Here is a 22,331-nt window from a genome sequence, read left to right on the forward strand (position 1 = left end):
TGCGACAGAGGGAGCAAAATTCACTCCCCCGTCATTTCCTTGCTGCGATGGATGCGCATCCGGTAGGCCATCTGGTCGGCCGGGTGCCAGTTGAAAGAGGCAATCAGCACGCCGCTCTGGGTCATGTAGCGGCGCAGCAGCTGGAGCGACCACGAGCCCGGCTTCAAGCCCAGTTGCCGGGTGAACTCGACCGGCATGGGAAGGGCGCGGATCTCCTGCACCGCTTCCTCGATCGGTCCCTCGGAATAGCGCTCGAGCAGCGCGAAGAAGGGGCCCTGGTGATCGGCAAACTGCGCCACGACGTGTTCGAAGCGCTTGGGCACATAGCTTTGAATATAGCAGATCGGCTTGCCGCCCGGTTCCGTCCAGCGCACGCCATTGATGAGGATCCATTCCTCGCCGGCAAGGCCGCCGACCAGCTCTGCAAGCTCGCTGTCGAGCACGACGGTCGTCACATCCATGACCACGTAATAGGTCTCGACCGCCACCTGGAACAGCTCTTCGAGCGACCCGAAGGACTGGTAGAAGGTCGCCCGCGACGTATCGGAGATCACCCGCGTGCCGATGCCCTGGCGGCGCTCGACGTAACCGCGTTCGCGCAAGTACCGCAGGGCCTCGCGAATGGTGGTGCGGCTGCTGTTGAATTCGACGGCCAGTTCCAGCTCTGGCGGCAGCAGCGACCCTACGGGATAGATGCCCGCTGCCAGACGATCCTCGAGGATCTTCTGGATCTGCGCATAGCGTGGCAAGCCGTCATGGGGGCGGTCCTCAACGAGGTCATCCTCTTTGGTCGTCATGCAGCACTTTCGTTTGGCGCCAAGCACAGGCGGTGTTCAAGTTCTCTTCACTATAACAAATTCGGCCCCGGAAATACCGCCCATCCTGCAGGGAGATGGGGACGAACCGCGTCTATTTTCACAAAGGTATGGACAAAGTCCATAGTTTGTAATCAGTTTATCATGACATTTGGGAGGGGCCATGCCTGAGCGACACAAATCCGTCTATTCGAGCCGCGCCAAGCTTGGCCTGATCACGCCGCTCACGAACACCGTGAACGAGGCCGAATGGCAGCGCATGATGCCCGAAGGCGTGACCTTCCACACCCATCGCATGCCGCTGCATAAAGATACCACATCGGTTGAGGGCAAGGCCGGACTGATGCGGGATCTGGAAGGCGTTTTCGCCCTGTTGGCGCAGGCCCGCGTCGATGCGATCGCCTATGCCTGCACGGCCGGATCGATGATCAATCCGGTCGAAAGCCTGCCCGAGAGCCTGACAAGAACGACGGGTGTCACCGCCATCACGACCTCGGCCGCGATTATCCATGCGCTGAAGACGCTCGGCGTGAAGCGCCTGTCGGTTGCAACCCCCTATCACGACGCGCTGAACCACCACGAAACGGAGTTTCTGGCGGATAACGGTTTTACGGTGGAGCGGCTGATTGGTCTCGGCATCGGCGAGACCGGTCCTGCCGAATATGTCCGCATTGCAGAAACGCCGCTCGAGGCGATCGCCGCCCATGTCGGCGATTGTTTCGTGCCGGGAAGCGAAGCGATCCTGATTACCTGCACCGATTTTCCCACCTTGCCGCTGATCGCCTCGCTGGAGGCGCGCTACGGCGTGCCGGTTGTCACCTCCAATCAGGCGACCTTCTGGGCGATGCTGCGGGCGACCGGCATCGAGGATCGGTTCAGGTCTTATGGCCAGCTGCTCGCCGCGCACTGACACACTCTTAAAACACAAGGAAGATAGGAAGGAAAACCATGGCGGACCCTCGTCTCAGGCAGGCCCTCGAGGCCAAGGACTTTATTCTCGCGCCCGGCGTATTTGATCTCATCTCGGCGCTGATCGCCGATCGCCAGGATTTCAAGGCGCTGTATGTCACCGGCTATGGCACGGTCGCCTCCTATCTCGGCTTGCCCGATGCCGGTCTTGCCACCTATCGCGACATGATCGAGCGTATCGGCCAGATCGTGAAAATGACGAAGACCCCGGTGATTGCCGATGCCGATACCGGCTATGGCGGCCTTCTCAACGTGCGCCATACGGTGCGTGGCTACGAGGATGCCGGCGTGACCGCCATCCAGATCGAAGACCAGGAGTTCCCCAAGAAATGCGGCCACACGCCAAACCGCCGCGTGATTCCGCTCGAAGACATGGTGCGCAAGGTGAAGGTTGCAAGCGACGCCCGCTCCAGCCGTGATTTCCTGATTGTCGCGCGCACCGATTCGCGAACCAGTCTTGGCCTTGATGAGGCGATCCGCCGTGCCGATGCCTATCGGGAAGCCGGTGCAGACGTGGTTTTCGTGGAATCGCCCGAAAGCGAAGAGGAAATGAAGACGGTTGCCGAGCGCATCCAGGCGCCGCTCTTTGCCAATATGGTGAACGGCGGGCGCACGCCCCTTTTGTCTGCCGACCGGTTGAAGGCGCTCGGCTATGCGATTGCCATTCACCCGGCGCTCGGTTTTCTCAGCGTCGGCGCCGCCCTCGACAAGGCCTTCAAGGATTTGAAGGCGAACGGCATCACCTCGCCCGACATCGACCTCTACTCGTTCGCGGAATTCAACAAGCTTCTGGGCTTTGAGGATGTCTGGGAGTTTGAACGCCGCTTTGCGGAAATCTGAAGGAGCAAGGCATGAGCCAGGATCTCGATGACAACTACAGGATCGCCTATGACAACCGGGCGGGGTTCGGAAAGCGCCCGGCGCTGGTGCTGATCGATTTCGCCGAAGCCTATTTCGATCCCGATTGCGTTCTCTATGCCGGGGTGGATGCGGCGCTCGCCTCTGCCCTGCGCATCCGCGCCGTTGCCCATGAACAGGGCATTCCGGTGATCCTGACGGAGGTCACCTACCAGAAAGGCGGGCTGAACGGCGGGCGCTTTTTCGAAAAGGCAAAGCCGCTTGCCTCTTTCGTGCAGGGCCAGAAGACCGCGGCCTTCGCCCAGGGTCTTGTCCCGCGCGACGACGAAATCGTTGTCTCCAAGCAGTATCCGTCGGCCTTTTTCGGCACCTCCCTTGCCTCGACGTTGACGGCAATGGGCATCGACAATGTGGTGCTGACGGGGCTGACCACCAGCGGCTGCGTCAGGGCCTCCTGTGTCGATTCCATGTCCCACGGCTTCATCACCACCGTCGTGCGCGAGGCCTGCGGCGATCGGCATCCTGCGCCGCATGAGGCAAACCTGTTCGATATGAACGCCAAATATGCCGACGTCGTCTCCGAAGAGGAGATCCTGGCCTTCTTCCGCTCGCTTGGGCCTGAAAGGAATACCGATGACTGAGAAGGCAACGCCCCGCCGCATCGCCGTTCTCGGCGGTGCCGGCGGCATCGGCCGCGCGCTGATCGCCCATCTTGTGCAGAAGGGCGATGACGTGACGGTTCTCGACCTTGCATCCTCGCTTGCACGCCACGCACTCGACACGAAAACGATTGCCATCGACGTGTGCGATGAAAGCTCGATCGAGACGGCCTTTTCTGCACTTGGCAACCACTGGGACCAGGTGGACGGCTTCGTCAATCTGGCGGGCTATAACAGCGCCTTGCAGCCGCTTTCCCAGACCGGTGCGGATTACTTTGACGAGGTCATCGCCGGCAATCTTCGCGGGGTCTTCCTTGCGGCAAAAGCCGTCCTGCCGATGATGGCGCAAGGCGGCGCGGTGGTCCATGTCGCCTCCGGCCTTGCCGCGCATGTCCGGCCGGGTTACGGCGCCTATTCCGCCTCCAAGGCCGGCGTGATCGCGCTCACCAAGACCTTCGCGGTGGAAAACGCCCCTCAGGTGCGTTTCAACGTCGTGGCGCCGGGTCTCGTCGATACCGCCTTCCTGCGCGGCGGCACCGGACGGTCCGATGAGGACGGCCAGTCTATCGTTCCCCTCGACGCCTACCGTGCCATGACGCCGATGAAACGGCTGGCTTTACCGGAGGATATCGTCGGCCCGATTGAATTTCTGCTGTCGCCGGCAAGTGGATTCATGACGGGGCAGGTTCTCTGGGTGAATGGCGGGGGATACATGCCGTAACGGCGCGGCTAGACTGCGGCGCGAATGCTCCGGCGTCGCCACCCTCCAAGCATAAGGCGACATTGCCGAAGCAGTGAATGGCCTATAGATGAGTTGCATGAAGTCTAACTTGGAAGCATAACGTTCCTCCAAGCAGATTTTGTCTATAAATAATTTAAATTCTGCAATCCGTGAAGCGTTGACTCCGTAAATCGCCGACTATTTAATACATCCGTCAATTTGCATTATATGCTGGGGGCGACATGCAGATGGTTGACATTCAACAGGCCACATTTCAGGACAATTCCCTGATCAGCAAGCTGGTTGCCGATCTGGAGCGGATGCTACGCTTCTCTTCCATCACCAAAACGATCGAGGTGCCGAAAGAGATTGTCGATGAGGCATCCGCAGCGCTTGCCAAGGCCCGTGGTATGGCGGGGCCGCCCACATCGACGGCCATCAGCGATGTCGAGGTCTCCCTGTTGCAGGCGATTGACAAGCTTGCGCCGCGTATCTATCCCGCCACGCCCCTCTCGCTGGAAATTGCCGAGCTGATGGAAGGGCAGATGAAAGGACAGAGCGTGCATGATGCTGACTCTAGAGAGGCGGTCATCTACAAGCGCGTCAACCGTCTGATCAAGAAGCTGATGTGGTTCACGCTCGGGTCTCTGATTGCAACAATCATATGCTTTGCACTGCAAGATATTTTGAAGAATACCCTAAGCCAGGATAATAAGCTTCTCCTTGCTCCGTTTAAGGACCATGCGCGCAATGCCATCAACATCGTGGTCGGTCTTTTGGGGGCCTGCGCCTATATCCTGCGCAACATCCTGACACGGCTTGCGAACCAGACCTTCGTGTTAAGAGAAGAATCGGGATATTACCTGCGCATGAACCTTGGGATGACGCTGGGCTTTATCATGCCGCAGCTGGTCGATTCGACCAACGCTTTTAAAACGATCAGCAACTTCGTCATCGCATTCCTGGCGGGTTATGCGGTGGAGCCGATGTTCACGGCGCTCGACACATTGGTCACGACGCTGCGCGATGCTGTTGCGCGGCCGGCGCAAACGCCGGTAACGCGATAGTGGCGGCTCGGTTTTGCCGGCTCACGCGTGTATCGTGAACCGGCTTCCCGCTGCAAGGCACCCGGTTTGTCAATGCCCGCTGTTCAGCGGCCGTTACCTGCCTCAGGCAGCCGCTCCGGCGTCTTCGGTATGCGCAGTCCGCCAGTCGATACGCCGTTCGAAGGCTTCGCCCTGCTCGTCAAACAGATGGCAATCGGCGATGCGGATGCCGGTGGTGGCCGGCGTGTTGACCGCGATCGGGGCCGATCCGGACAAGAGCGCGCAATAGGGCTCGCCGGTCGGCAGGCTGGCATAGGCGACCGTATTGATGCCGAGGCGCTCGATGACCGAGGGGGTGACGGTGACATTGAGGTCGCCGCCCGACAGCGTTGTGTGCTCCGGACGGATGCCGAGCGTCAGCATGCGCCCGACGATATCGGCACGCGGTTCGACCGGGATGGTCACGGTCTGCCCGTCGTAGGAGACGGTGATGCCTTCAGGGCCGGCCGCCTCGCAGCGTACGGGCAGAAAATTCATCTTGGGATTGCCGATGAAGCCGGCAACGAAGAGGTTCTGCGGCTTGTGGTACAGCTCAAGCGGCGCGCCGACCTGGGCGATCTGGCCGGCATTCAGCACCACGATGCGGTCGGCCATGGTCATGGCTTCCACCTGGTCGTGGGTGACGTAGATCATCGTCGCCTTCAGGTCGCCGTGCAGCTTGGACAATTCGATGCGCATGTCCGAGCGCAGGGCGGCGTCGAGGTTGGACAGCGGCTCGTCGAACAGGAAGATCTTTGGTTCGCGCACGATGGCGCGGCCGATCGCGACACGCTGGCGCTGGCCGCCCGACAGCAGACCGGGCTTCTGTTCAAGACGCTTTTCGAGCTGCAGGATCTTGGCAACCGCGCCGACCTTTTCGCGGATCGTGGCTTCGGGAAGCCCCTCGACGCGCAGCGGAAAGGCGATGTTTTCAAACACGGTCATATGCGGGTAAAGCGCATAGGACTGGAAGACCATGGCAATGCCGCGTTCGACCGGCGGCTTGTCGTTGACCCGCTCGCCATCGATGACGATATCGCCCGACGAGGTGGAATCGAGGCCGGCGATCATGCGCAGCAGCGTTGATTTCCCGCAGCCGGAGGGGCCGACGAAGACGACGAATTCGCCGTCCTTCACCTCCAGCTTGATGCTTTTCAGCACCTCGAAGTCACCATAGAACTTCTGCACGTTGTTGAGATAAAGCTGTCCCAAGGGTCTCAGTCTCCGTTCGCCGGAACGAGCGGCCGCGGCGGTAAGGTAAGCGGATGAGGATCGCGACCGGCATGGCCGCGATCCCTGATGGAGAAGGCTGTTACTTGTACTGCTCGAGGTCGGCAGATGCCTTCTTCAGCGCAGCGGCCGGCTCGGCCTTGCCGGTCACGACCGACTGGACCATCTCGATGATGACGTTCTGGAAGCCCTTGTAATCGGTAAACAGCGGCTCGGGTCCACCGAACTTGATGCCGTCGATGAGCGGCTTCCAGAAGGGGTCCTTGGCGACGAATTCATCGACCTTCGGCGAGGGACGAAGCGGGGTCAGGCCGGCACCCCCCTGCAATTCATATTCGCCCTGCGGACCGGGCGAGGTGATGAATTTTGCAAATTCGATTGCCTTGTCCTCGACGCCCGAGCCCTTGAAGACGGCAAGGCTGTCGGTGATAAGGAGCGTACCCTCGCCCTTGGCCGAGGGGCCGAGCGGCAGCGGTGCGATGCCCCAGTTGATCTTGGTGGCCTGCAGACGCGTTGCCGCACCCGAGCCGGCCTGGATCATGCCGACCTTGCCATCAAGGAAGATGGCGCGGATTTCGTTCTGTTCGTAGGCGGTGGCGCCTTCGACGGAATAGGGCGTGATGTCCTTGTAGGCCTGCAGTGCGGCCAGAACTTCCGGGCTGTCGGCAACGATCTTGTCGCCGTCGATGATCTTGCCGTTGTTCGTGTACACCCAGTGCATGAACTGGTGCATGGTGTTGTCAAAGGTCTTGGCCGGCAGACCGTAACCGGCAATGCCGGTCTTTTCCTTGATCTGCTTGGCGAAGGCGATTTCTTCAGCCCAGGTCTTCGGGGCCTTTTCCGGGTCAAGGCCGGCCTGCTTGAACAGGTCCTTGTTCCAGTAGAGCGCCTTGGTGGAGAAGGCGACCGGCACGCCCCACTGGGTGCCCTCGAACGTCACGGTATCGACGATGTTCGGATAGTAGCTCTTCTTTTCGGCATCCGTCATCGGCACCGGAACGATGAGGTCGTTCTGGGCAAACTCCTTCAGGGTGCGCGAGCCGACATAGGCCATGGCAACAGGGGTGCCCGCGGCGGCAAGCGTCGTTGCCTTGTCCTGGCACTGCGCCCAGCCGACGACTTCCGGCGTGACCTTCCAGCCGGCATTCTTGCCTTCCCATTCCTTGATGTATTTCTCATGGATCGGGTCGATCTTGTCGCCGCAATAGATCCAGGAGATTTCCTTGTCGGCGGCATGTGCCGCCATGGCGCTCAGCATCGTGGTGCCGGCAAGCGCTACGGCATAGATCCCAGTCTTGATAGAAATGTTCACGGTCATGCTCCCATTCTCTGTGGTCGTTGTTTTATTGTTTCACCGCGCCGGCGGTCAGACCGCTGACGAGATAGCGTTGCAGGAAGAAGATGACGATCATGGCAGGCGCAATGCCGACGAAGCTTGCGGCCATCAACTCGTTCCAGATCACTTCCTGGCGGCCGAAATAGGCGTAAAGCCCAACCGGCAAAGGCATGTATTCGGACTTCGCATTGAAGGTCAGCGCGAAGATGAACTGTTGGGCATAGGACCCGATGAAGGTGGTGATGGCGACCACCGTAATGCCGGGCATGGCAATCGGCAGGATCACGCGGCGCAGCGTATAGAAATGGCTTGCCCCGTCCACATAGGCCGCCTCGTCGAGCTCACGCGGAATGCGCATGATATAGGTACGCAGCAGCCAGATGGCCGAGGGGATGAGGAAGGCGACGCCCGGCACGATCATGGCGAAATAGGTGTTTAGCACGCCGAAGCTGCGCATCAGCCGAAAGAGCGGGATGAGAAGGACTGCGCCCGAAAACATGTTGACCGCGAGGAAGGCGCCGAGCAGCGTGCCGCGACCCTTGAACTCGAAGCGGGCAAAGGCGTAGGCCGCCGGCACCACCATGGAGAGCACCACCGCGGTCACGATCGAGGAAATGAAGAAGGAATTGAAGATGTACCGCCCAAAGCCCGGCACGCTCTCCCACATGGTACGGTAAGCGGCAAACGAGCCGTTTTCCGGGATGAACCGGTAGGGCGAGGAAAACAGCTGGCTGAGCGGCTTCAGCGACACCAGGAAGCCCTCGACGAAGGGCGACAGCACGAAGGACAGGAAGACGAAGATGCCGCAATAGATGCCGACGATCTCGTACCACTTGTAGCGATTGATCAGCTGCTGGGGCTCTTTCATCATTTCTCTCCGGCAGACAGGCGGCTGGTGACGCGGAAATAGCAGAGGCAGAAGATCGACAGGAAGATGCAGATCATCACCGCGCGCGCTGCCCCTTCCCCGTATTTCTTCGAGCCGATGGCGGTGCGATAGGTGTCGATGATCATCGTCGTCGTTTCACCATTCGGGCCACCCTGGGTGAGGATCCAGATGATGTCGAACGAGTTGAAGGTCGAGATCAGCGACAGCATCGACATGGTGATCATCGCCGGCACGAGGAGCGGCAGCGTGATGCGGCGGAAGCGATAGAAGCGCCCTGCCCCATCCGTCCAGGCGGCCTCATAGAGATCCTGCGGGATCGACTGCATGGCGGCCAGCATGTACAGCGTCACCATGGGTACGCCGATCCACACATCGGTGATCACGGTGGCCCAGAAGGCGGTGGAGCCCTGCGCAAGGAAGGCCACCGGACCATCCACCACGCCGGCACGCTGCAGAAGGCCGGAAATCATGCCGAACTGGCCGTTATACATCCAGCCCCACATGAAGATGCCGATGGCCATGGGCACGATCCACGGCGGCATGGTCAGCACGCGAAACAGCGCGCGTCCCGGCACGGCAGCGTTCAGCATGGAGGCGCCGAACGTGCCGATGAGCATCTTGATGGACACCGAGAAGAAGGTCCACACGAAGGTGCGCGTGATGACCTCGGCAAAGGTGGCGTTGAAGATCTTGTCGTAATTCTCCCAGCCGACCCAGTTCGTCACCTTCTTCAGCGAGGCATCGGTGAAGGAGAGGATGAAGGTATCGACCAGCGGGTACGCAACGATCGTCAGCACATACAGGAGAGCCGGCGCCAGCAGCAGCCAGGCAAAGATGACAGCGCTTCGTCTGGCATGCATGGCGTTACTCCCTCACGCGGTCTTCGACTGGAGGGACTGACCGTGCAGCAGCGTGTCGTAGCGCTCCCAGACAGGGGCCAGATCGACCACCTTGCGGCTCGCCCGCGCCTCGTCCATGGCCAGCGCCAGAATGCCGGCTTCGATGGCGTCGAGCGCCGAAACCGGCAGAGCCGCACCGGTCGTGATATGGGCAAAGACGTCGGCTGCCATCTGTTCGTCGGCGCCGTAATGGTGCGAGGTGGCAGACGGTGCCTGATAGCGGTTTCCGACGCGCTTTTCGCTGGTGTGGGCATCGTGCACGTCGAGGAAGCCGCGAACGAAATCGCCTTCCGCCATGCCCTTGGAACCGATCACGCAGAAACGGCGGAATTCGTCCGGCACGTTGAGATTGGTGTGGAAGGTCATCGAGGCGCCGCCTTCGTATTCGACGATGGCAGTCTGGTAGTCGATGATGTCGCCATCGCTGTCGAACACCTTGTCGGAGCCCATCCAGCCGCTCGGCTTCTTGTGGTAGACTTCAAGATCGTTGACGCCGGAATTTTGCGGCGCGTTGCCCGGCACGAAGCTCTTGCGGCCGCCAAAGCTTGCGACGAAACGCGGACGCTGGCCGACGACGCCGTTATAGAGATCGAGGTCGTGGCAGCACTTTTCCAGCATGAAGCCGCCGGCATAACGGCCGTAGCGGCGCCAGTCGCGCATGAAGAAGGCGCCGTGATAAGGCGCGATGTGCTCGGAAGCCTCGATGGAGACGACATCGCCGAGGAGACCCTTGGCCTGGGCTTCCCGAAGGTCGCGGTAAAGCGGCGAGTAGCGCAGCACGAGGCCGACCAGCAGCCGGTCATGGCCATAGGTGTTGAGGAGAGCGGCCAGCGCATAGCTTTCCTCGATCGAGACGACGATCGGCTTTTCGGTGAATACGGTGAGGCCTGCTTCGAGCCCGATGCGGATATGTTCAAGATGCAGGTGATTGGGCGAGCCGATCATCAGAAGATCGAATTTTTCGGACGCAATCAGCTCCTCGGGGGTGGCATAGGCCTTGCCCGGCGAGATGCCAGCCTCCGTCAGGCGCGGCAGACCGGCAGGCGCCGGATCGACATAACCGACGATCTCGAAATCGGGGTCGATATCCTTGAATGCGCGTCCCAGATAGCCCAGTCGGAATCCGAGCCCGATAATGGCGACCTTCATTGTGGCCTGTTCCCTGTTTTCGTAATTATTTTTCTTAGCCTGTGGCAGATGCCGGATTTCGTCAACCAAAAAACGCCGTTCGGTAAATTTCCTGAAATTCCTTTTCATGGCTCGCCGCGTGTTGCGCAGCCGGCAGCGTAAAAGGGTATCTCGGAAATCTGGTGGTTGCTGTACCCCGTCATTCTGTCCAGTCAATGCAATGACAATACCAAAAAAATGCCAATCGTCTACCGGTTCCGTTACAAAAATTCCAAAACTGTCGTTTTCACTGGAGAACAACGAGAAATCCGGTGTTATTAGACGGAATTCACATATCCAATAAAACCATTTGCGGATTTGGTATGGCGTTGGTATTGTCCCCGCTTACGAAACGGTAAACGGAAGCCGGGCTTTGCGGGGTGGTCCCACCTGCTGCGATCCTCTGCTTCCAGCGCAATGGGGGATCGGTATGGCAATGGAGGAGGTTCTGCCGCTGGCGCAGCTCCAGGCCGTGCGCGGCGGTCCACTTTATCTCAAGCTGAAGAACATGATCGAAGACGCCGTGGTGTCCGGTCGCCTGAAGCATGGCGATGCCCTCCCCGCAGAACGGGACATTGCCGATGAGGCGGCGATCTCGCGCGTGACGGTGCGCAAGGCGATCGATGATCTTGTGGATCAGGGGCTTCTGGTGCGCCGGCGTGGTTCCGGCACCTTTGTCGTCAAGCCGGTGCCGCGCATGCAGCAGCCGCTGACACGACTCACCTCGTTTTCGGAAGACATGCGCCGGCGCGGCATGGTGCCGGGCTCCCGCTGGCTCGACCGCGGCATCTTCGATCCGACCTCCGAGGAAACCATGACGCTTGGGCTTTCCGGCACCGCCCGGGTTTGTCGCATCACGCGCCTGCGCACCGCCAACGACATGCCGATCGCGCTGGAGCGCACCAGTCTTGCCGATGACATGCTGCCCGATCCCGATGTGGTGGAAAATTCGCTCTACCAGGCGCTTGCCCAGCGCAACATCCGGCCTGTGCGGGCCAATCAGCGCATTTGCGCGGTGCTCTTGAAGGACGAGGAGACCGAACTTCTCGGAGTGCCGCCCGGTTCGGCAGCGCTGTCTGTCCAGCGCATCGCCTATCTCGACAGCGGGCGCGTGATGGAAGTGTCCACCGCCCTTTATCGCAGCGACGCCTATGATCTCGTCGCCGAACTCACCATCGGCGCCTGACGCCACGCCCAATTCGAAAGGCTTTTTCATGACTTCCATCATGCGCCAGGAGATCAACCAGATCCCGGCCGTTGCTTCCGATCTTCTTGCGAGGAGCCAGGGGGCCATCGCGGCGGCAGGCGCGGCCCTGCGCGAGCGGGATCCGGCCGTCGTTGTCACCATCGCGCGCGGATCCTCCGACCATGCGGCGCATTTCCTCAAATACGCCATCGAACTGGAGCTCGGCATTCCGGTCGCCTCCATCGGGCCGTCGCTGAGCTCGATCTACGATGCGCCGCTGCGGCTTGAGCGGGCAGCCGCCATCGCTGTCTCACAGTCGGGGGCAAGCCCCGATATCGTCTCGCTTGCCCGCAGCGCCAAGGCCGGCGGCGCCTTGACGATTGCGCTTGCCAATACCGTGCCCTCGCCGCTTGCCGATGCGGCGACCATGGCGATCGACATTCAGGCCGGGCCGGAAATTGCCGTTGCCGCGACAAAATCCTTCGTCAATTCCATCGTCACGGGCCTTGCCATCCTGGCGGCCTGGAAGAAAGACGATGGCCTGCAAAAGGCGGTGTCGGACCTTCCCCAGCATTTCGAAAAGGCGCTGTCGCTCGACTGGAGCCAGCTGGTGGAGCCGCTTGCCACATGCGATTCGCTCTACATGCTCGGTCGCGGTCCCTCGCTGGCGATTGCCTCGGAGGCGGCGCTGAAATGCAAGGAAACCTGCGAGCTGCATGCAGAAGCCTATTCCTCGGCCGAGGTTCTGCATGGTCCGGTGTCGCTGGTGGCGGCGGATTTTCCGATCATCGCCTTTGCCGCGCGTGACAAGGCCGAAGCGTCTGTTGCCGAAACCGCCTCAAAGCTCGTCGACAAGAACGCGGCAATCTACCTTACCTCGAGCCTCGGGCATGGGCCGAAATCTCTGCCGGTCGTGGAAACCGGGCATCCGCTGACCGATGCGCTCTGCCTCATCATTCCCTATTACGGCATGGTCGAAACCCTCTCGCTTCGGCGCGGCTTTAATCCCGACAAGCCGGCGGCCCTGAAGAAGGTAACGGAAACCCGATGAGCATGTCGTCTTCACCTGCCGGCACGCCGCCCACCGAAATGCCAAGCGATATCATGGTGACGGGCGGCCGGATCTTTGATGGTCAGCGCTTTCTGGAAAAGCATGTGCTTGTGGTTGAGGGCGGCAGGATCGCGGCCATCCTGCCCGAGGACGCCGCTTTGCCCTCCCTCCCCCGCATCGATGCGGAGGGCGCTCTGGTCGCGGCCGGCTTCATCGACCTGCAGGTGAACGGCGGCGGCGGCGTGCTGCTCAACAACCAGCCGACTACGGACGGGATTGCGACCATCTGCGCGGCGCACGCGCGTTTCGGCACGACCTCCTTGCTGGCGACGCTGATCACCGACACGGTGGAACTGCGCACGGCGGTCCTCTCTGCCGGCCGCAAAGCGCACGAAGCCCGCATTCCCGGTTTTCTCGGCCTGCATCTCGAAGGACCGCATCTCTCCATCGCGCGCAAGGGCACGCATGATCCTGCCCTGATCCGGCCGATGACCGAGGCCGACCTTGCCGTTCTCGTCGAGGCGGCGGGCTCGTTCGGCAAGGCGCTGATCACCGTTGCCCCGGAAAACGTCACGCCGCAGCAGGTGGCCGCACTGAAGGCTGCCGGCTATGTGGTAAGCCTTGGCCATACGGATGTCGGTGCGGCAACTGTCCTTGCCTATGCGGATGCCGGCGCCTCGATGGTCACGCATCTCTTCAATGCCATGAGCCAGCTTGGCAATCGCGAACCGGGCGTGGTGGGGGCGGCACTTTCCGATAGGCGCCTATCCTGCGGCCTGATTGCCGACGGCTTCCATGTGGACCCTGTCTCGATGGGGGTTGCGGTGCGGGCCAAGCAGGGGCCGGCCTGGATCTTCCTCGTCACGGACGCCATGTCGACGATCGGCACCGATGAGACAGGGTTCAACCTCAATGGCCGCCAGGTCTATCGCCGCGACGGGCGGCTGACGCTGGCCAACGGGACGCTGGCCGGGGCCGATATCGACATGATGTCCTGCGTCCGGTTTGTTCACGAGAGGCTGAACCTGCCGCTTGCCGAAGCGCTCAACATGGCCTCTCTTTATCCGGCAGAGGCGATCGGCGCTGACACGAAAGGACAGCTGATGGCGGGCCGCGATGCCGATTTCATCCTCCTGGATGACAAGCTCAATCTCCTTTCCACCTGGATCGGCGGCATGCCGGTGCATGGCGCCAAGTCGCCGGTATTGTCACCGGTGTTCGTGTCATGATCGTGTGTTTCGACATTGGCGGAACGGCCATCAAGGGGGCAATTGCCACCTCTGCCCAGGATATCCGCCCCCTGCCGCGCCAGCCGACGCCGCTTCATGATTTTTCAGCCTTCGTCGCCACCATGCGCGCCGTCATCGACCAGGCGCCGGAACAGCCGTCCTGTGTTGCCCTGTCCATTGCCGGCATCATTGATCCGGACAGCCGCCGCGCGGTGGTGGCCAATGTTCCGTGTATTCACGGCCGGCTGTTGCAGGACGATCTTGAGACTGCCCTTGGGCTTCCGGTGAAGATCGCCAATGACGCGGACAGCTTTGTGCTGGCAGAGGCCGGCATCGGCGCCGGGCGCGGCCACCGCGTCGTCTTCGGCGTCATTCTTGGCACCGGTGTCGGTGGCGGGCTGGTGATCGACGGCAAGCTGATCAACAGCGAAGGTGGCTTTGCCGGCGAATGGGGCCATGGGCCGGTTGCCGCAACGCAGGCCGGCAACCCGCCGGCTGATCTGCCGCGCTTCCGCTGCGGCTGTGGCCTTGATGGATGCATCGACGCGGTGTGCAGCGCGCGCGGCATGGAAAAGCTTCACGCCCATCTCCACGGCAAGATGCTGACCAGCGAAGAGATCATCGCCGACTGGCAACGGCAGGATCCCGATGCCGCTCGCACCATCGATGTATATGTCGATATCCTTGCAGGGCCACTGGCGCTGGTTGCGAATGTCACCGGCGCCACCATCATGCCGGTCGGCGGCGGCCTGTCCAATTCGCTGGAATTGCTCGAGGCCATCGATCATGCGGTTCGGGCGCGCATCCTGCGCAAATTTGCGCGACCGCTGGTGGTCAAGGCCGAATGCCAGATCGAGCCAGGCCTGATCGGGGCGGCCATTCTGGGCCTTGGTGGCTGATCAGGGACTGGATGAGGGCGGCTTTTTCGGCTGCCCTCGTCTTTCTTATTTCACGGCGCAAATGGCATAGCGATGCTGGGTTGCCCGCTCGAGGCCCTTCAGGAAGCCGAAATTCTTCTTCTGCGCCCGATGGATCGCCCGCATATCGGTATCCACGGTGACCGACGAGAAGCCTGTGGCCTTCAGCAGTTCCACGACCGCTTCGGCCCGTGCCCCTTTTGAAAAATAGACCCGCGACAGGATGCTGCGATGGGTCTCGACAAGGCTTGCGCCCGGTCCATGCAGCGGGCGTTGCGCGCCGATGCCGAAGGTCTTCAGCGCTTCGGCAACGCGGCCGGCAAGGCGCGCGACAAGACCTTGATTGACGAAATCGCCGTCGACGATCAACAGCCGCCCGCCAGGCTTCAGCACACGGTGCCATTCGATGAAGGCGGCTTTCGGATCGACCAGCGTCCACACCAGATGGCGGTTGGTAATGATGTCATAGGTATTGTCGGGTTCCAGCGTGTTTTCCGCGTCCCCCAGGATGAAGCGGATTGTGCGCCCGCGCGCCTCGGCCTTTGCCCGCGCCCGCTCGAGCATCGGTTCGGCCCAGTCCATGCCGGTGACGGAAAAGCCGAGATCATCCATGAGATGCGAAACGACGCCGGTGCCCGATGCGAGGTCAAGCGCCTTTCGACCCTTTCCATCGCCAAGATGGCGTCGGATCAGCGCATGCCATGCCGCCCGTTCGCTCTCGGAAAAGATCTCGTGCCCGGGCTGCGTATCGAATGTTTCGGCCCGCTGCGACCAGTAGGCCTTGATCTCGTCCTTGAGGTTGTAGTTCGTCTGGGTTGCCAACTGCTGCATGAATTCGGTCCGTCAGGCTGTAAATGCTTGGAATTCTTCTAAAAGATAATTCTTGACGAGAAAAGTCATAAAACCATAAAAGCGCCCGGAAACGACTAAATGGAGACCATCGTGTTCAAGTTTTCGGGGGCGGTTCTGGCCGCGACACTGTCGCTGACGTTTGCAGCAGGCGTGGCTGAGGCCGGGGAAAAGATCAAGGTCAAGGACATTACCGGGCGTGAAGTCGAGGTCAGCGTTCCTGTCGAGCGGGTGATCCTCGGCGAAGGCCGCCAGATCTATTTCACCGGTGCCATGGATACGGACGCGCCCTTCAAGCGCATCGTCGGCTGGCGCGATGATTTCCAGAAGGCCGATCTCGACGGTTACAATATCTACCTCAAGAAATTCCCCGAGATGGCGAAGATCCCGACCTTCGGCGGCATGAAGGACGGCACGTTCGATATCGAGCAGGCCGTGACGCTGAAGCCCGACGTCATCATCATGAACATCGATGCCAAGTCGGCGACAGAAGAGAGCGGTTATATCGAGAAGCTCTCCAAGGTCGGCATCCCGCTGGTCTACGTCGACTTCCGGGAAAAATCGCTGGAAAATACCGATCCGTCCATGCGTCTCATCGGAACCCTGTTCGGCAAGGAACAGAAGGCGGACGAATTCATTCGGTTCCACGACGCGCAGATCGCCCGCGTCACCGACGTGATCGCAAAGACCAGGGACCTGAAGAAGCCCGTCGTGTTCATGGAGCGCGCCGGTGGCTACAGCGATGATTGCTGCATGTCCTTCGGCCCGGAGAATTTCGGCAAGATGGTCGAGATGGCCGGCGGCATCAATCTCGCCACCGGCATCATTCCCGGCACCTTCGGGACGGTCAATCCGGAGCAGATCATTGCGTCCAACCCGGACCAGGTCATCGTGACCGGCGCCAACTGGGAGCTTTATGTTCCGGGTGGCGCATGGGTGGGCGTTGGCCCGGGCGCTGACAAGGCGCTGGCAAAGAAGAAGCTGGCTGCCCTGATGGCGCGCCCGGCCTTCACCGATATCAAGGCCGTCAAGGAGGGCAATGTCCACGCGGTCTGGCACCAGTTCTACAACAACCCGTACCAGTTCGTCGCCATCCAGCAGATTGCCAAGTGGCTGCACCCGGACCTGTTTGCCGATCTCGATCCGGAAGCGACTTTCCAGGAACTGCACACCCGCTTCCTGCCGGTCGATTACCACACCGGTTACTTCGTGTCGTTGAACGACAAGAACTGATGAGGCCACATCCGGCAGGTTCAAGCCTGCCGGATGCCTTTGCCAAGGAGATACTTCCCATGTTTTCAGCAGTTTCGCGAGCGCTTGTCGCTCTTTTGCCGTTTCTGGCGAGCCCTATCCTTGCGGCGGAAATCACGGACGCCGCCGGTCGTGTGGTAGATGTCGAGCTGCCGGCCCGACGTGTCATCGTCGGCGAAGCACGCCAGGTGCATGTGATTGCGGCGCTGAAAGGGGAGCATACTTTCGATACCATCGTCGGCTGGCGCGATGATCTGGTGAAGAAGGACCCCGATAGCTATCACGCCTATGTGGAGCATTTCCCGGCAATCGCCGACCTGCCCCGCTTCGGCTATGTGCCGCAAGGCGATTTCGATCTCGAAAGTGCCATTGCCCTGCAGCCGGACGTGATCACGCTCAATCTCGAAGCGGCAAAGGTTGCCAAAGAAGTGGGGTTCGAGGACAAGGCGGCGGCGGCCGGCATCAAGGTCGTCTATCTCGATTTCCGTCTCGACCCGGACAAGAACACGGAAAAATCCATCGACATCTTGGGCAAGCTGTTTGGCGCAAGCGACCGCGCCGATGCGTTCAAGGCCTATCGCCGCGCCGAGATTGCCCGCGTGACCGATCGCCTGGCCGGCGTGAAGGACCTGAAACGCCCGAAAGTCTTCATCGAGCGCGCACCCGGCATATCGGGTGAGAACAACTGCTGCCGCACATTCGGCCCTTACAATTTCGGCAAGATGGTCGATCAGGCGGGTGGCGACAATATTGCCAACGGCATCATTACCACCACGTTCGGCGACCTTAACCCTGAGCAGCTTGTCGTCTCCGATCCGGACCATGTGATCGTCACCGGTTCCAATTGGGCGGCCGAAAGCGACATCAACCAGTTCGTCTCGGTCGGCCGCGGTGCGGATCTTGCGGCGGCGCGGGAAAAGCTTTCAAGCCTGATGACGCGCACGCCCTTTCCGGAGGTGAAGGCTGTCAAGAACGGCGCAGTCCATGCCGTCTGGCACCAGTTCTATGGCGCGCCGTATGAATTCGTTCCGATCCAGCAATTTGCCAAGTGGTTCCACCCGGAGCTTTTTGCCGATCTCGACCCGGAGCAGACGTTCCGGGATTTCCACGAGAAATTCCTGCCGGTCACCTACAAGACCGGCTATTTCGTTTCCCTCGACAAAGGCGTGAACTGATGGTGGCCGTTTTGCAGGACCAGCCGATCGTGGAGGGGCGCGGTCGCTACCGCGCTCTTGCCGCGCGCCGCATTCTTATTCTAAGCGGCCTTGCGCTGGCACTGGCGCTCAGCATTTCGATCGATATCGGGCTTGGGCCGGCGCGCTATACGCTGGGCGAAGTTCTCTCCGCCATCTTCATGCCGGACACGGTGTCGAACCAGTTGCGCGTCGTCGTCTGGGATATCCGCATGCCGATTGCGCTGATGGCGGTGACTGTCGGGGCCTGCCTGTCGCTGGCCGGCGCGCAGATGCAGACGATCCTTGCCAATCCGCTCGCAAGCCCGTTCACGCTTGGCATTTCGGCTGCGGCCGGCTTTGGTGCGGCGCTTGCCCTGGTGGCGGGCGTGGCTGTCTTTCCGGCGGCCATCCAGTTCATGGTGCCGATCAATGCTTTCCTGATGGCCATGCTCGCCTCGCTGTTCATCTATGGCGTCTCGACGCTGCGTGGGGTGTCGGTGGAAACCATCGTTCTGCTCGGTATTGCGCTGGTCTTCACCTTCAATGCGCTTTTATCGCTGCTGCAATATCTGGCCTCCGAACAGGCGCTGGCAGCCGTCGTGTTCTGGACCATGGGCAGCCTCACCAAGGCGACGTGGATGAAGGTTGCCGTCACCTTTGGCGTGCTGGTGATCTGCGTGCCTCTGTTTGCCCGTCGCGCCTGGGCGCTGACGGCGTTGAGGCTCGGCGATGACAAGGCGGCAAGCCTCGGTGTTAACGTGCGCGGCCTGCGGCTCGAAACCATGATGCTGGTGAGCCTGCTTGCCGCCATCCCGGTTTCCTTTGTCGGCACGATCGGCTTTGTCGGCCTCGTCGGGCCGCACATCGCCCGCATGGTGGTGGGCGAAGACCAGCGCTTCTTCCTGCCGGGCTCCGTCATCTGCGGCGCACTTCTGTTGTCCGCCACCTCGGTCGTCTCGAAAATGCTGATCCCTGGCGCCATCCTGCCGATCGGCGTCATCACCGCGCTTGTCGGTGTCCCCTTCTTCTTTTCGCTGATCTTCACCAACAGGAGGCGAGCATGGTAGCCCTGAAGCTCGACGATGTCGGCGCGCATTACGGACGGGTGCAGGTTTTTGAAGCGATCTCCACCGACTGGCTGAAGGGCGGCACGCTGACGGCCTTGATCGGGCCGAACGCTGCGGGAAAATCGACGCTCTTCAAGCGTATTGCCGGCCTGTTGAAGGGGGCGGGTGTCGTGACCGTCGAGGATGTGCGCGAAGGATTTCGGCCCATCTGCTACATGCCGCAGGATACCGGCGCCAATGCGGTGCTGACGGTTTACGAATCGATCCTGCTGGCGGCCAAGCAAGGGTCCGGCTGGCGGGTTGCGGATGGCGACCTAAGCGAGATCGACCGGCTTCTGTCGGCTCTGCACATTTCCGACCTTGCCTTTCGCGACCTCGGCGCCTTATCCGGCGGCCAGCGCCAGCTGGTGGCGATTGCGCAGGCGCTGGTGCGCAAGCCGGAAGTGCTGCTGATGGATGAGCCGACGTCTGCGCTTGATCTGTTTCGCCAGATTGAGGTGCTGGAATTCATGAAGCGTCTGGCGATGGCCGAAGGCATGGCGGTGCTGATCGCCCTGCACGATCTGAACCATGCGCTTCGTTACTGTTCGCAGACGCTGGTGATTTCCGGCGGCAAGCTTCTGGCGAGCGGCGCGACGTTGGACGTGATTACGCCCGCCATGCTGCGCGACGTCTACCGGGTCGATGCGCGTGTGGAAAACTGCACGCAGGGGCGCCCGCTGGTGATTGTCGACGGCACCGCCTGAGGTTCTACCCTCCCCTCTCCTTCCCTTCGCAAGAGGGGAGGGGAAGGCGGCCAGTGCGCGTTTAGACCTCCCCGAGGGTGATCTCCGGCGTAAACTCGATCGTCGGGGAAAGCCCGTCCCTGCCCTCTCGAAGGGCCGCAATTGCCAGTTGCGCGGCGCTTTCTCCCATCTCGCGGCGCGGTGAGCGGGATGTGGCGATGCTGACCGGCAGTGCGCTTGCGAGATCCAGTCCGTTGAACCCGGCAATCAGGATCTTACTCGGCACGCTCACCTGCATTTTCATGCAGGCAAACAGACCGCCGGCAGCCATGTCGTCATTGGAGTAATAGAGACAGTCCAGATCGGCGCACTTCTCGACAAGCCGTTTCGTCAGCGCCTTGCCGAGAACCGCAGAGGATCCGGCCGGCGCTGTTTCTTCGGCCAGAAACTGAAGACCCTCAGCCGCAAGCGCTCGCGCAAAGCCGGTCTTGCGCTTGCCGGCGCGCAAATCCTTGTCGAGCGCGCTGCCGATATAGCCGAACCGCCGGCGACCCGCCTTGATTAGCGCCTTGGCCATCGCCTCGCCGGCCAGGTGGTGCGACAGGCCGACATTGAAATCAACCGGCGTGCCGTCGAGATCCATGATCTGGATGACCGGGATGTCGGCCTGCTTCAACAGCTTCACCGTCTCTTCGGGCTGGTCGAGGCCGGTGACGATGATGGCAGCGGGGCGCCAGGACAGCATGTTTCGGATGATGTCGCGCTCCTTGTCCGGGTCGTAATCGGAAATGCCGAACACCGCCTGCATGCCGGACCCCTCAAGACCCGCCGTGATACCGGACAGAACCTCCGGGAAGACGATGTTCGACATGCTGGGCACGACGACGCTGACGAGGTTGGTATGCTGCGACGACAGCGACAGCGCCAGCCGGTTGCCGACATAGCCCAGCTGTTCGGCCGCAAGCTTCACCTTGGCTATGCTTTCCTGCGACACGTCGGCGGCACCGCGCAGCGCGCGCGAGGCAGTCATCTTGCTGACGCCCGCGGCAAGCGCAACTTCTTCAAGAGTGGGTCTTCGCATGGAAAGTGTCTGTCCTTGGCATGCCGGATCGGGATCGGGCGGCGTTGAGGCTTGTGGTCAGGCTTTAAGTCCGCGTCTGTCAAACGTCCTTGCACGGCGTGTGCTTCTCGGCCCCTCTCCCTGTTTCAGCTCTATGCAGCGGCCATAGGAAAGGCAATTGCTCGATTGACAGGACACGTCCTGGCATTCTACGTTACCGATACCGGTATCGATACCGGCGCGCAAGTCAACTCTTCCATTGCAAGCCAGTCCTGACGGAGAACCCTATGGCCCATTCTCAAACGGCAACCGTGATCGGCCTTGGTTCGATGGGCTGGGGGGCTGCTCTCTCACTGCTGCGGGCCGGATTTGAAGTGAAGGGCGTCGATATTCGCCCGGACGTGCTCACGCGTTTTACCGCAGAAGGCGGCGCGGCGTTTGCAAGCCCGGCAGCGGGAGGCGAAAGCGACGTGGTGTTCGTCTTCGTCGTCAATTCGGACCAGGCAAAGGCGGTGCTGTTTGGAGAGACGGGCGCTGTGGCGACGGCGCGGCCAGGCACGGTGTTTCTGCTCTGCGTCACCATGGCCCCCTCGGCGACCAAAGAGATTGCGCAGAAACTTTTAGACGCCGGCATGCAGGTCATCGATGCGCCGGTATCTGGCGGGCATTTGAAGGCGCTCACTGGTGAGATTACCGTCATGGCATCCGGCCCGGACGCAGCCTTTGATGCGGCAGGTCCCGCGCTCGAGACCGTTTCTGCAAAAGTTTTCCGTCTGGGAACCGAGATCGGTCTCGGGTCGAAGGTCAAGATGATCAACCAGCTTCTGGCCGGCGTCCATATTGCCGCAACGGCCGAAGCCCTTACGCTTGCGGCGGGTGCAGGCCTCGATCTGCAGACGGTCTATGACGTGATTTCCGTCTCTGCGGGGTCGTCCTGGATGTTTGAAAATCGCGGACCGCATATCGTCGATGGCGATTATACGCCGCGGTCGGCGGTCAATATCTTCGTCAAGGATCTGGGGATCGTGACACAGGAGGCAGGGCAGCAGGGCGGCACAACGCCACTCAGCGCCGCCGCACTTGCGCTCTTCCAGGAGGCCGCCGGTGCAGGGCTCGGGCTTGAGGATGATGCGGCCGTCGCAAAAGTTCTCGCCGCCAGAAGCGGCGTTCGTCTGCCGGGGATGGAGTGAGCC

General features: G+C 61.1%; 22 protein-coding genes. 14 read left to right on the forward strand and 8 right to left on the reverse strand.

Annotated elements, in window-relative coordinates; genetic code table 11:
• Positions 1 to 20: 20 nt before the first annotated feature.
• Positions 21 to 797: a GntR family transcriptional regulator gene (locus ACEXP3_RS16775; RefSeq protein ID WP_377298303.1), complete on the reverse strand. Its 777-nt coding sequence runs from the start codon at positions 795 to 797 to the stop codon at positions 21 to 23.
• 181 nt (positions 798 to 978) lie between these two features.
• On the opposite strand from ACEXP3_RS16775, the gene ACEXP3_RS16780 reads away from it, so the two are divergent.
• The 5 genes from ACEXP3_RS16780 to ACEXP3_RS16800 all read left to right on the forward strand — a co-directional run bounded on the left by ACEXP3_RS16780 (position 979) and on the right by ACEXP3_RS16800 (position 5,089).
• Positions 979 to 1,725: a maleate cis-trans isomerase family protein gene (locus ACEXP3_RS16780; protein ID WP_377298304.1), complete on the forward strand. Its 747-nt coding sequence runs from the start codon at positions 979 to 981 to the stop codon at positions 1,723 to 1,725.
• Positions 1,726 to 1,763: 38 nt separating this feature from the next.
• Positions 1,764 to 2,624, forward strand: a complete 861-nt coding sequence (locus tag ACEXP3_RS16785; RefSeq protein ID WP_377298305.1) for an isocitrate lyase/PEP mutase family protein — start codon at positions 1,764 to 1,766, stop codon at positions 2,622 to 2,624.
• Positions 2,625 to 2,635: 11 nt separating this feature from the next.
• Entirely contained in the window at positions 2,636 to 3,283 is a 648-nt protein-coding gene (locus ACEXP3_RS16790; RefSeq protein WP_377298306.1) for an isochorismatase family protein, read from the forward strand.
• Positions 3,276 to 4,022, forward strand: coding sequence for an SDR family NAD(P)-dependent oxidoreductase (locus ACEXP3_RS16795; protein WP_377298307.1), 747 nt, complete (start codon positions 3,276 to 3,278; stop codon positions 4,020 to 4,022). Before ACEXP3_RS16790 ends, ACEXP3_RS16795 begins: the two co-directional genes overlap by 8 nt.
• A 242-nt stretch (positions 4,023 to 4,264) precedes the next feature.
• A complete protein-coding gene (locus ACEXP3_RS16800) occupies positions 4,265 to 5,089 on the forward strand; it encodes a hypothetical protein (RefSeq protein WP_377298308.1) in 825 nt (274 codons plus the stop codon).
• A 102-nt stretch (positions 5,090 to 5,191) separates the two neighbouring features.
• On the opposite strand, the gene ACEXP3_RS16805 is transcribed toward ACEXP3_RS16800, so the two are convergent.
• The 5 genes from ACEXP3_RS16805 to ACEXP3_RS16825 all read right to left on the reverse strand — a co-directional run bounded on the left by ACEXP3_RS16805 (position 5,192) and on the right by ACEXP3_RS16825 (position 10,610).
• The gene (locus ACEXP3_RS16805; RefSeq protein WP_377298309.1) at positions 5,192 to 6,319 is read right to left on the reverse strand and encodes an ABC transporter ATP-binding protein; all 1,128 of its coding nucleotides are present in this window, start codon (positions 6,317 to 6,319) and stop codon (positions 5,192 to 5,194) included.
• Between the two features lie 100 nt (positions 6,320 to 6,419).
• The gene (locus ACEXP3_RS16810) at positions 6,420 to 7,655 is read right to left on the reverse strand and encodes an extracellular solute-binding protein (RefSeq protein WP_210106372.1); all 1,236 of its coding nucleotides are present in this window, start codon (positions 7,653 to 7,655) and stop codon (positions 6,420 to 6,422) included.
• A gap of 25 nt (positions 7,656 to 7,680) precedes the next feature.
• Positions 7,681 to 8,541 carry a carbohydrate ABC transporter permease gene (locus ACEXP3_RS16815; RefSeq protein ID WP_377298310.1) on the reverse strand — a complete coding sequence of 287 codons (861 nt, stop codon included), beginning with the start codon at positions 8,539 to 8,541 and terminating at the stop codon, positions 7,681 to 7,683.
• Complete coding sequence (locus tag ACEXP3_RS16820; protein ID WP_210106371.1) at positions 8,541 to 9,422, reverse strand: carbohydrate ABC transporter permease; 882 nt, start codon at positions 9,420 to 9,422, stop codon at positions 8,541 to 8,543. Before ACEXP3_RS16820 ends, ACEXP3_RS16815 begins: the two co-directional genes overlap by 1 nt.
• A gap of 12 nt (positions 9,423 to 9,434) precedes the next feature.
• Entirely contained in the window at positions 9,435 to 10,610 is a 1,176-nt protein-coding gene (locus tag ACEXP3_RS16825; RefSeq protein WP_377298311.1) for a Gfo/Idh/MocA family protein, read from the reverse strand.
• Positions 10,611 to 11,064: 454 nt separating this feature from the next.
• On the opposite strand from ACEXP3_RS16825, the gene ACEXP3_RS16830 reads away from it, so the two are divergent.
• Genes ACEXP3_RS16830 through ACEXP3_RS16845 form a run of 4 tightly spaced genes read left to right on the forward strand, consistent with a single transcriptional unit; the run spans position 11,065 to position 14,993 of the window.
• Positions 11,065 to 11,814, forward strand: coding sequence for a GntR family transcriptional regulator (locus ACEXP3_RS16830; RefSeq protein WP_210106552.1), 750 nt, complete (start codon positions 11,065 to 11,067; stop codon positions 11,812 to 11,814).
• A gap of 28 nt (positions 11,815 to 11,842) precedes the next feature.
• Positions 11,843 to 12,865 carry an SIS domain-containing protein gene (locus tag ACEXP3_RS16835; protein ID WP_377298312.1) on the forward strand — a complete coding sequence of 341 codons (1,023 nt, stop codon included), beginning with the start codon at positions 11,843 to 11,845 and terminating at the stop codon, positions 12,863 to 12,865.
• A gap of 38 nt (positions 12,866 to 12,903) precedes the next feature.
• On the forward strand, positions 12,904 to 14,094 hold the full coding sequence (gene nagA / locus ACEXP3_RS16840; protein WP_377298376.1) for an N-acetylglucosamine-6-phosphate deacetylase: 1,191 nt from the start codon (positions 12,904 to 12,906) through the stop codon (positions 14,092 to 14,094).
• A complete protein-coding gene (locus ACEXP3_RS16845; RefSeq protein ID WP_377298313.1) occupies positions 14,091 to 14,993 on the forward strand; it encodes an ROK family protein in 903 nt (300 codons plus the stop codon). The genes nagA and ACEXP3_RS16845 overlap by 4 nt, the downstream gene beginning before the upstream one ends.
• A 45-nt stretch (positions 14,994 to 15,038) precedes the next feature.
• On the opposite strand, the gene ACEXP3_RS16850 is transcribed toward ACEXP3_RS16845, so the two are convergent.
• Positions 15,039 to 15,842, reverse strand: coding sequence for a class I SAM-dependent methyltransferase (locus ACEXP3_RS16850; protein ID WP_377298314.1), 804 nt, complete (start codon positions 15,840 to 15,842; stop codon positions 15,039 to 15,041).
• 99 nt (positions 15,843 to 15,941) lie between these two features.
• Between ACEXP3_RS16850 and ACEXP3_RS16855 the strand changes: the two genes are divergently transcribed.
• The 4 genes from ACEXP3_RS16855 to ACEXP3_RS16870 are packed head-to-tail and all read left to right on the forward strand — an operon-like array spanning position 15,942 to position 20,099.
• Entirely contained in the window at positions 15,942 to 17,093 is a 1,152-nt protein-coding gene (locus ACEXP3_RS16855; protein WP_377298315.1) for an ABC transporter substrate-binding protein, read from the forward strand.
• A gap of 59 nt (positions 17,094 to 17,152) precedes the next feature.
• Positions 17,153 to 18,286: an ABC transporter substrate-binding protein gene (locus ACEXP3_RS16860; RefSeq protein WP_377298316.1), complete on the forward strand. Its 1,134-nt coding sequence runs from the start codon at positions 17,153 to 17,155 to the stop codon at positions 18,284 to 18,286.
• Positions 18,286 to 19,353, forward strand: coding sequence for a FecCD family ABC transporter permease (locus ACEXP3_RS16865; protein ID WP_210106364.1), 1,068 nt, complete (start codon positions 18,286 to 18,288; stop codon positions 19,351 to 19,353). Before ACEXP3_RS16860 ends, ACEXP3_RS16865 begins: the two co-directional genes overlap by 1 nt.
• Positions 19,347 to 20,099, forward strand: a complete 753-nt coding sequence (locus tag ACEXP3_RS16870; RefSeq protein ID WP_377298317.1) for an ABC transporter ATP-binding protein — start codon at positions 19,347 to 19,349, stop codon at positions 20,097 to 20,099. The genes ACEXP3_RS16865 and ACEXP3_RS16870 overlap by 7 nt, the downstream gene beginning before the upstream one ends.
• A 61-nt stretch (positions 20,100 to 20,160) precedes the next feature.
• Here ACEXP3_RS16870 and ACEXP3_RS16875 read toward each other — a convergent pair whose 3' ends face one another.
• Positions 20,161 to 21,159, reverse strand: coding sequence for a LacI family DNA-binding transcriptional regulator (locus ACEXP3_RS16875; protein ID WP_377298318.1), 999 nt, complete (start codon positions 21,157 to 21,159; stop codon positions 20,161 to 20,163).
• A 266-nt stretch (positions 21,160 to 21,425) separates the two neighbouring features.
• Here ACEXP3_RS16875 and ltnD point away from each other — a divergent pair, with 266 nt between their 5' ends.
• Positions 21,426 to 22,328, forward strand: coding sequence for an L-threonate dehydrogenase (gene ltnD / locus ACEXP3_RS16880; protein ID WP_377298319.1), 903 nt, complete (start codon positions 21,426 to 21,428; stop codon positions 22,326 to 22,328).
• Positions 22,329 to 22,331: the final 3 nt, after the last annotated feature.

The organism is Neorhizobium fuzhouense, from assembly GCF_042611105.1.
Taxonomy (GTDB): domain Bacteria; phylum Pseudomonadota; class Alphaproteobacteria; order Rhizobiales; family Rhizobiaceae; genus Neorhizobium; species Neorhizobium galegae_A.

Excerpts from the sequence above, each read along its gene's own strand:
- ACEXP3_RS16775 (WP_377298303.1), bottom strand. The coding sequence starts at position 797 with ATGACGACCAAAGAGGATGACCTCGTTGAGGACCGCCCCCATGACGGC.
- ACEXP3_RS16780 (WP_377298304.1), top strand. The coding sequence starts at position 979 with ATGCCTGAGCGACACAAATCCGTCTATTCGAGCCGCGCCAAGCTTGGC.
- ACEXP3_RS16785 (WP_377298305.1), top strand. The coding sequence starts at position 1,764 with ATGGCGGACCCTCGTCTCAGGCAGGCCCTCGAGGCCAAGGACTTTATT.
- ACEXP3_RS16790 (WP_377298306.1), top strand. The coding sequence starts at position 2,636 with ATGAGCCAGGATCTCGATGACAACTACAGGATCGCCTATGACAACCGG.
- ACEXP3_RS16795 (WP_377298307.1), top strand. The coding sequence starts at position 3,276 with ATGACTGAGAAGGCAACGCCCCGCCGCATCGCCGTTCTCGGCGGTGCC.
- ACEXP3_RS16800 (WP_377298308.1), top strand. The coding sequence starts at position 4,265 with ATGCAGATGGTTGACATTCAACAGGCCACATTTCAGGACAATTCCCTG.
- ACEXP3_RS16810 (WP_210106372.1), bottom strand. The coding sequence starts at position 7,655 with ATGACCGTGAACATTTCTATCAAGACTGGGATCTATGCCGTAGCGCTT.
- ACEXP3_RS16815 (WP_377298310.1), bottom strand. The coding sequence starts at position 8,541 with ATGAAAGAGCCCCAGCAGCTGATCAATCGCTACAAGTGGTACGAGATC.
- ACEXP3_RS16820 (WP_210106371.1), bottom strand. The coding sequence starts at position 9,422 with ATGCATGCCAGACGAAGCGCTGTCATCTTTGCCTGGCTGCTGCTGGCG.
- ACEXP3_RS16825 (WP_377298311.1), bottom strand. The coding sequence starts at position 10,610 with ATGAAGGTCGCCATTATCGGGCTCGGATTCCGACTGGGCTATCTGGGA.
- ACEXP3_RS16830 (WP_210106552.1), top strand. The coding sequence starts at position 11,065 with ATGGAGGAGGTTCTGCCGCTGGCGCAGCTCCAGGCCGTGCGCGGCGGT.
- ACEXP3_RS16835 (WP_377298312.1), top strand. The coding sequence starts at position 11,843 with ATGACTTCCATCATGCGCCAGGAGATCAACCAGATCCCGGCCGTTGCT.
- nagA (WP_377298376.1), top strand. The coding sequence starts at position 12,904 with ATGCCAAGCGATATCATGGTGACGGGCGGCCGGATCTTTGATGGTCAG.
- ACEXP3_RS16845 (WP_377298313.1), top strand. The coding sequence starts at position 14,091 with ATGATCGTGTGTTTCGACATTGGCGGAACGGCCATCAAGGGGGCAATT.
- ACEXP3_RS16850 (WP_377298314.1), bottom strand. The coding sequence starts at position 15,842 with ATGCAGCAGTTGGCAACCCAGACGAACTACAACCTCAAGGACGAGATC.
- ACEXP3_RS16855 (WP_377298315.1), top strand. The coding sequence starts at position 15,942 with ATGGAGACCATCGTGTTCAAGTTTTCGGGGGCGGTTCTGGCCGCGACA.
- ACEXP3_RS16860 (WP_377298316.1), top strand. The coding sequence starts at position 17,153 with ATGTTTTCAGCAGTTTCGCGAGCGCTTGTCGCTCTTTTGCCGTTTCTG.
- ACEXP3_RS16865 (WP_210106364.1), top strand. The coding sequence starts at position 18,286 with ATGGTGGCCGTTTTGCAGGACCAGCCGATCGTGGAGGGGCGCGGTCGC.
- ACEXP3_RS16870 (WP_377298317.1), top strand. The coding sequence starts at position 19,347 with ATGGTAGCCCTGAAGCTCGACGATGTCGGCGCGCATTACGGACGGGTG.
- ACEXP3_RS16875 (WP_377298318.1), bottom strand. The coding sequence starts at position 21,159 with ATGCGAAGACCCACTCTTGAAGAAGTTGCGCTTGCCGCGGGCGTCAGC.
- ltnD (WP_377298319.1), top strand. The coding sequence starts at position 21,426 with ATGGCCCATTCTCAAACGGCAACCGTGATCGGCCTTGGTTCGATGGGC.